Source organism: Dactylosporangium salmoneum (assembly GCF_039532525.1).
Taxonomy (GTDB): Bacteria; Actinomycetota; Actinomycetes; order Mycobacteriales; family Micromonosporaceae; genus Dactylosporangium; species Dactylosporangium salmoneum.
The window spans coordinates 17,623-24,923 of sequence record NZ_BAAARV010000093.1 but is presented as its reverse complement, the minus strand read 5'-3'; the positions used below and the strand labels follow the sequence as shown (position 1 = coordinate 24,923).

The 7,301-nt window shown below is 73.7% G+C and carries 4 protein-coding genes and 1 pseudogene; 2 read left to right on the top strand and 3 right to left on the bottom strand.

The annotated features are described in order from the left end of the window. Window positions 1-371, bottom strand: a 371-nt coding sequence (locus tag ABD352_RS45940) for a hypothetical protein (protein WP_344618930.1), incomplete at its 3' end; no start/stop codon positions are given. A gap of 382 nt (window positions 372-753) precedes the next feature. On the opposite strand from ABD352_RS45940, the gene ABD352_RS45935 reads away from it, so the two are divergent. Beyond that, window positions 754-4,383 carry an FG-GAP-like repeat-containing protein gene (locus ABD352_RS45935; RefSeq protein ID WP_344618929.1) on the top strand — a complete coding sequence of 1,210 codons (3,630 nt, stop codon included), beginning with the start codon at window positions 754-756 and terminating at the stop codon, window positions 4,381-4,383. A 65-nt stretch (window positions 4,384-4,448) separates the two neighbouring features. On the opposite strand, the gene ABD352_RS45930 is transcribed toward ABD352_RS45935, so the two are convergent. Together ABD352_RS45930 and ABD352_RS45925 are read right to left on the bottom strand one after the other, a co-directional pair. Continuing rightward, entirely contained in the window at window positions 4,449-5,327 is an 879-nt protein-coding gene (locus tag ABD352_RS45930) for an alpha/beta fold hydrolase (RefSeq protein WP_344618928.1), read from the bottom strand. Continuing rightward, entirely contained in the window at window positions 5,324-6,808 is a 1,485-nt protein-coding gene (locus tag ABD352_RS45925) for a flavin-containing monooxygenase (protein ID WP_344618927.1), read from the bottom strand. Before ABD352_RS45925 ends, ABD352_RS45930 begins: the two co-directional genes overlap by 4 nt. 90 nt (window positions 6,809-6,898) lie before the next feature. On the opposite strand from ABD352_RS45925, the pseudogene ABD352_RS45920 reads away from it, so the two are divergent. After that, window positions 6,899-7,301 (top strand): annotated as a pseudogene (locus ABD352_RS45920) (hypothetical protein); the annotation flags it as partial.

Below are 7,301 nucleotides of genomic sequence, written 5' to 3'. Positions count from 1 at the left end.
GCCGTGGTCGCACCGGCGCCCTCGCCGCCGAGCCGGCTCTGCGGGCCGACCCCGGCCCCCGGGGCCACGCCGACGGGCAGGCCGGCCGCCCAGACCGGTCCGCCGGCGGCGGAGGCGCTGCCCGAGGCGCGGGTCGCGAGGGCCGCGCCGGACAGCGCGACCTGGGCGGTACCGGCGGCCGGCCAGTGCACAACCGGCGCCCCGGTGACCGCGGCGGTGGTGTCGGCCGGAGCCGGCCGGGTGGTGGGCACGTCCTGCCCGCTCACCCACGGCCGCTGGACCGAGCGGTGCGGCAGGGCCGGCGCGGCGGTGGCGGCGGTGACCTGCACCCCGTTCGCCGCCACCACGGCGGCGCCGGTCAGGGCGGCCACGAGCCCCGCCCGGCGCCGCCACAAAGGCGGCGGTGATGCTTGTTCGCGTCGATGTGACAACGCAGCTCCCTAGGCTCGAACCTTCCCGGGAAAACCCGGCGAAAATCGGACAGGGGGCATAGCGCGGGCACGCAGAAATGCACGGCGATACAACCGGGCGATCAAATCGATACATCTCGGTGTATGCCCAGATATGCAGGCAGCATAAGGCGTCGACATGCGGCACTCCCCCGTCCGGTGCGCTACATGAACGGGGGAAACATAGATGCCCGACCGTCGATCGCGCAAGCGTGCGAATTGTTTACCCAGTGGTGATTGCGAATGTCATCGCGAGGCCATAAGTTGTCCGATCACGGATCTGAACATCGACGGGGGAAATTGCATGTCCATGAGAAGGAGCCGCTGGTTATCCGGCGGCCTGGTGGCGACTCTTGCGCTCGCCCTGCTCCAGGCGGTCGCGGCCGCCCCGGCCCGGGCCCGGGAGGCGTGCCCGGCGGCGAAGGCCGATGCCGCCGGGGCGGTGGCCGCGGCGAAGTCGTGCGCGGGCAGGGTCGAGGTGCTCGGCGAGCGCTCGGAGCGCTCGCAGACCTTCGCCGCCGCCGACGGGTCGATGGTCCTGGAGACCTCGGCGGTGCCGAAGCGGCTCAAGCGCCCCGACGGCACGTGGGCGGACCTGGACGCCACGCTGCGCCGGCAGGCCGACGGCGCCTGGGCGGCGGCGGTCGCGCAGACCACCGCACGGGTCTCCGCCGGCGGCGGGCAGACCCTGGTGAGCGTGCCGACGGCGGCCGGTCCGTGGCAGCTGTCCTGGCCGGCGGTACTGCCGGCCGCGCAGGTGGCCGGGGACACCGCGACCTACCCGGAGGTCTTCCCGGGCGTCGACCTGCAGGTGAAGGCCCTCCCCGACGGGTTCACGTACGCCCTCGTGGTCAAGACCCGCGAGGCGCTGCGCTCCGCGGCCCTGCGGCGCATCCCGATGGCGGCCTCCGGCCCCGCGGTGCGCGCCGCCGGCGACCACCTCGAGGTCGTCGGCAAGGACGGCCAGGCGCTGCTCACCTCGGGCGCGGCCACCGCGTGGGACTCCTCCGGCGACGAGGCCAAGGTCGGCAGGGTCGGACTGAGCCTGTCCGCCGCCGGCGAGATCGTCCTCACCCCGGACCAGGCCTGGCTGGCCGACCCGAGCCTGCAGCTGCCGGTGTACGTCGACCCGCAGTGGTCCTCGGGCTCCTCGCGCTGGACCTACTCCAACTCGGGCAACTACTCGTACTCCAACCTCGGCGGCGTGGCCCGGGTCGGCACCAACCCCGACGGCACCGGCGGCAGTTGGCGGGAGCACTTCGAGTTCCCGTACGGCGCGGTGGCCGGCGCACTGATCAAGGGCGTGGCGTTCAAGTCGACGCTCGCGCACACCGCGGCGTGCTCCAACGTGCAGGCCGACCTGTGGCGCAGCGCCGACGTGGACGTGACCGGGCGGACCGGGTGGACCCCGGCGCTGTACGTCGAGGTGGCCACCGGCAGCGGCCACGCGCACAAGCCGAGCGAGGGCGGCGGCTGCGCCGGCGACCCGCAGCCCGACCAGGAGCTCACCTTCGCCAACACCGCCGACTTCCTCCCCCAGGCCCAGTCCTGGGCCAACCAGGGCCTGTCCCGGGTGACGCTGACTCTCGGCTCGCACGTGGAGGGCGACAAGAACGGCTGGATGAAGTTCAACGCGTCGTCGACGTCGCTGATCGTGAACTACAACCGGCCGCCGAACGCGCCGAACACCGCCGCCCTGGCCACCCTCGGCACGTCGCAGACCATCGACTGCTACACCGGCGCCCAGGCCTCCCAGCCGTGGATCAACGTCACCAACGGGGTCACGTTCCGGGCCGAGGTCACCGACTCCGACGTCAACCCCGGCGGCGGCTACGACCACGTCGTGGCCAAGTTCGAGTGGCAGGACCTCACCGCCGGCGCCGGCGTCACCACCCAGCCGGACACGCCCGCCTTCGACTCGCCCCCATCCGCGCCGCACGCCTTCACCACCAGCGTGCCCGGCGCGTCGCTGCCGGCCGGGCACAGCTACCAGTGGCGGGTCCGCGGCTGGGACGGGCAGGACTACGGGCCGTACTCCCCCTGGTGCCGCTTCGGCGTGGACAATGCCACCCCGAGCCAGCCCGTGCTGACCTCGGCCGACCTGCCGGCCTACCCGGCCTCCGCGCCGGCCACGACCAAGGTGGGCAAGGCCGCCACGGTCACCGTCTCCCCCGGCGGCGGGGACACCGACATCGCCGGCTACCTCTACAGCGTCACCACGGTGGCGAACCCGAACATGCCGGCCATGTACGTCCCGGCCGGCAGCGGCGGCATGGCGACGATCCCGGTCGTCCCGCTCGTCTCAGGGCTGAGCAAGAACTTCCTGAGCGTCGTGGCGATCGACGCGGCCGGCAACCGGTCCCCGATCGCGCTGTCCGCCGAGGATGCGGCCGGCACCCGCCAGTTCCGGGCCAACGCCGCCGACGCCGTCACCCGGGTGGCCGGCGACGCCACCGGCGACGGCAGGGCCGACGTCACCCTGCTCTCCGACATCGGCGGCGGCAAGAGTGCCCTGTGGCGGTGGGACCCGGCGGTGGCCGGCCGCCGCACGGCGGTCGCCCCGCAGGGCGTCGACGGCCTCTACGCCTCGGGAACGGTCGCGGTCAACGCCGACGTCGACGGCGACGGGCGGTCCGACACCGTGACGTTCACCCAGGCGGGGACCAGCGTCGCCGTCGGCGTGCAGCGCTCCGACGGCAACCAGCTGACCGGCACCGTGGTGCAGACCATGAACGGCTGGTCGACGAGCAAGATCAAGGCGGTGGCCGGGGACTTCAACGCCGACGGCAAGTCCGACGTCCTGGTCGCCTATGACAACAACCCCAACGGCTGGCTCGGCTGGCTGTTCCTGGCCAACGGCACCGGCCCCGGCAGCCCGAGCCTCTCCGCGCCGATCGGCTTCGGCGGCGGGCTGTTCGCCTGGTCGGCGATCACCCCGGTCGCCGGCGACTTCGACGGCGATGGCCGCGCCGACGTCTACGAGATCTCCGACGGTGGCGGCTGCCTCACCGAGATGCGCTTCCACCAGACCTCGGCGGCCAGCCCACCGGCGATGGGCGGCGGGATCGTGCGGTACAGCTCCGGCGCCGGCAAGCTCTGCTACGGCGCCCTGAAGTTCTTCGCCGGCAACTTCAACGGCGACCAGTTCGACGACGTCGGCGCGGTCGCGGACCGCGGCACCTGCCAGAGCCAGCTGTGGACCTTCATGACGGTCAACGCCACCACGCTCAACGGCAACGCCATCACCCAGTGGGACTCAGGACAGAACGCCTGGTGCTTCGGGCCGGTCACGCCGGTGCCCGGCGACTACAACGGCGACGGCAGGACCGACGTCGGGCTGGTGTACCGCTGCTGCGGCGCCTACCAGGCCCAGCTGTGGATCACCACGTCGACCGGGACCGCGTTCTCGGCGCCGGCCGAGGTGGCCGGCGGCGGCATCGGGCCGGCCGGGACGGCGTCGGTGTCGCTGGACACCGCGCTGGGGGCGGCGCAGCAGAAGTACCAGGTCGTGAACGCCGGCTCGGGCACCTGCGCCGACGACGTGGCCGGCAACCTGCAGGGCCAGCCGTGCGCGGCGGTGGCGACGCAGTACGTCACGATCGAGCGGCGCGGGGCGCAGTACGTGTCGATCCACCCCGCCGACGTCGCGAACACCTGCTACGACGTCGCCTGGGCGAACACGGCCAACATGACCCCGATCGGCCGCAACGGCTGCCACGGGGTGGCCACCCAGCCGTACATGCTCGCGCAGTATTGGACGGTCGAGTACCTCTCCGGCCCTCCGTCCGCGCCGGTGGTGCGGTTCGTCACGCCCCTCTCCGGCAAGTGCCTGGACCTGGACAACGACCGGGCCGCCGCGGGCACGTCCATCTGGGAGTACGACTGCAATGGCGGCCTGGCCCAGTCCTGGATCCTGCGTCCGGTCGCGTCCTGACCCGATCGGCCCCACGCCGCACGGCCGGCGGCGTGGGGCCGCCGTGCAGCGGGGCTGGGTGAGGTTCAGCGGGGCTGGGCGATCAGGTCGACCAGGCGGTCGAGCACGCCCGGGGAGAGGTGGTGGCGCATGCCCTCGATCTCCACGTGCCGGGCGCCCGGGATCGCCGCGGCGGTGGCCCGCCCGCCGCTCGGGTGCACCATCCGGTCCTCGTCGCCGTGGACGACCACGGTCGGGGCGGTGATGGCGCGCAGAGCGGCGGTCCGGTCGCCCGAGGCCTGGATGGCGCCGATCTGCCGGGCCACCCCCGCGTGGCGGGCCGGCCCGTTGCCCCGGTCCCAGGCCAGCGCGGCCCAGGAGCGCTCGGCGGCCTCGTCGTAGGGGTAGTGGCGCGAGCCGATGTGGTCGAGCATCGCCAGGTGGCGGGCGACCCACTGCTCGCGGGTGCGGGAGGGGCCGCGGGCCATGCGGGCCATGGTCGAGCGGGCCGGCTGGCCGACCCGGCGCTCGCCGGTGGTGGAGAAGATCGACGTCAGGGCGGCGACCCGGTCCGGGTGGCCGACCGCCAGGGCCTGCGCGATCATGCCGCCCATCGACATGCCGGTCACGTGGGCGCGCTGCACGCCGAGGTGGTCGAGCACGGCGAGGGCGTCGCCCGCCATGTCCTCCAGGGTGTACGCCCCGCGCGGCGGGCGGGCGAACAGCTGGCGCAGCATGCCCGGTGGCGCGGCGGCGACCCGGGTGGAGCGGCCGGCGTCGCGGTTGTCGAACCGGATGACCCGGAAGCCGCGGGCCGTCAGCCCGTCGAGCATCGGCCCCGGCCACGACGTCAGGTCCAGGCCCAGGCCGGCGATGAGCAGCAGCGGTACGCCCCGGGGATCCCCATCGGCGCGGAAGCACACCCGGATGCCGCCGGGGGCGTCGAGGAAGTCGTCCTCCGTCACGCCGGCACCGTCGCACGCCGGGCCTCGAAGTGCAGCTCCGGGTCGGCGATGCGGCCGTGGCGCAGCAGCTTCACGTCCGAGTGGTAGCTCATCGACGTCAGCCACGGTGCCCGGTCGCCCTGCCGCGGCAGCCGGTCCAGCGCCCGCTGGATGTAGCCGGCGCCGAAGTCGAGCAGCGGCCGGGTCGGCATGGCGGGGTCGGCGGGCTCGGGGCGGCACACGTCGTAGCCGTGGGCGTCCATGTGCGCGAGCAGGCGGCAGAAGTACTCGCACAACAGCCCGACCTTGAGCGTCCACGACGAGTTCGTGTAGCCGATCGCGAACGCCAGGTTGGGCACCCCGGACAGCATCACGCCCTTGTAGGCGATGGTGTCGTGCACGCTGACCGGCGTGCCGTCGACGCTGATCGCCACCCCGCCGAAGGCCTGCACGTTGAGGCCGGTCGCGGTCACCACGACGTCGGCCGGCAGCTCCTCGCCCGACTCCAGGCGCACCCCGGTCTCCGTGAAGCCCGCGATGCGCCCGGTGACCACGGACGCGGTGCCCTTGCGCAGGGCCCGGAACAGGTCGCCGTCGGGCACCAGGCACAGGCGCTGGTCCCATGGGTGGTACGGCGGGTTGAAGTGCTCGTCGACCGGATACCCCTCGGGCAGCTGCTTGGTGTTCACCCAGCGGATCAGCCGGCGCGCGGTGTGCGGGTGCCGCTGGCAGAAGCGCCAGATGGCCCGCTGCCGGGCGATGTTGAGCCGCCGCACCGCCCGGTACGCCCGCTCGGGGCCCAGCAGCCGCCGCAGCCGCGCGGCGAGGGCGTCGCGGGACGGGGCCGGCAGGATGTACGACGGGGTGCGCTGCAGCATGGTGACGTGCGCGGCGGTGCCGGCCATCGCGGGCAGGATGGTGACCGCGGTGGCCCCGCTGCCGATGATGACCACCCGCTTGCCCGCGTAGTCGAGGTCCTCCGGCCAGGCCTGGGGGTGCACGACGGTACCGCGGAATCCCTCGACGCCCTCGAAGGCCGGGGTGTAGCCCTCGTCGTAGCGGTAGTACCCGCCCGCGCAGAAGAGCCACGCGCAGGTCAGGGCGGTGCGCTCGCCGGTGTCGGCCCGCTCGATCTCGACCCGCCACCGGGCCTGCGGCGTCGACCAGCGCACCGCCACGACCCGGTGGTGGTAGCGCACGGCCCGGTCGATGCCGTGCTCGGCCGCGGTTTCGCGCAGGTACGCCAGGATCGCCGGCCCGTCGGCGATGGAGCGCTCGTCGCGCCAGGGCCGGAACTCGTACCCGAACGTGTGCAGGTCGGAGTCGGAGCGCACGCCGGGGTACCGGAACAGGTCCCACGTCCCGCCGCTGGCCGCCCGGGCCTCGAGGATCGCGTAGCTGCGCCGCGGGTGCTCGCGCTGCAGGTAGTAGGCGGCGCCGATGCCGGACAGCCCGGCGCCCACGATGACGACGTCGAGGTGTTCCAGCTCTGCCGGGGGCATGCCTTCAGCCTGCGCGCCACGGCCGCCCGGACCAAGGGCGAAACGCATCACATTCACCCCCGCACTGGTGCGGATTGCTACGCTCGGCCCGTGCAGCGGGATCCGCCGTCCCCGCGCGTGCGGGAGCTGATCCGCGTGGGGGCCGAGCTGGCCCTGAACCCGCCCGCGGAGTGGCTCGCCGAGCGCAGCTTCGACATCCCGGACATGTCGCTCTTCCCGGGCGTCCGCCTGGCCATCGGCTCCACCGCCGCCGGCCTCGACGGCTTCCGCCGCAGCCACCTCGACGCCGTGACCACGCAGCAGATGCTGGCCCGCCTGTCCTCCGCCCAGCAGGTCGCCACCTACGACGAGGTGGCCCTGGTCGTGAGGGATCACCGACTCCACCACCGGCACCCTGCTGGCCACGCAGACCGCCCGGCTGACGATCAGCCAGCCGGCCCCGTCGTCGACGAACGGGTCGCAGCCGGCAACCCGGTGACGGCCGCCATCGCCG

Coding starts and splice junctions, on each gene's coding strand:
- ABD352_RS45925 (WP_344618927.1), bottom strand. CDS start 6,808: ATGCCCCCGGCAGAGCTGGAACACCTCGACGTCGTCATCGTGGGCGCC.
- ABD352_RS45935 (WP_344618929.1), top strand. CDS start 754: ATGTCCATGAGAAGGAGCCGCTGGTTATCCGGCGGCCTGGTGGCGACT.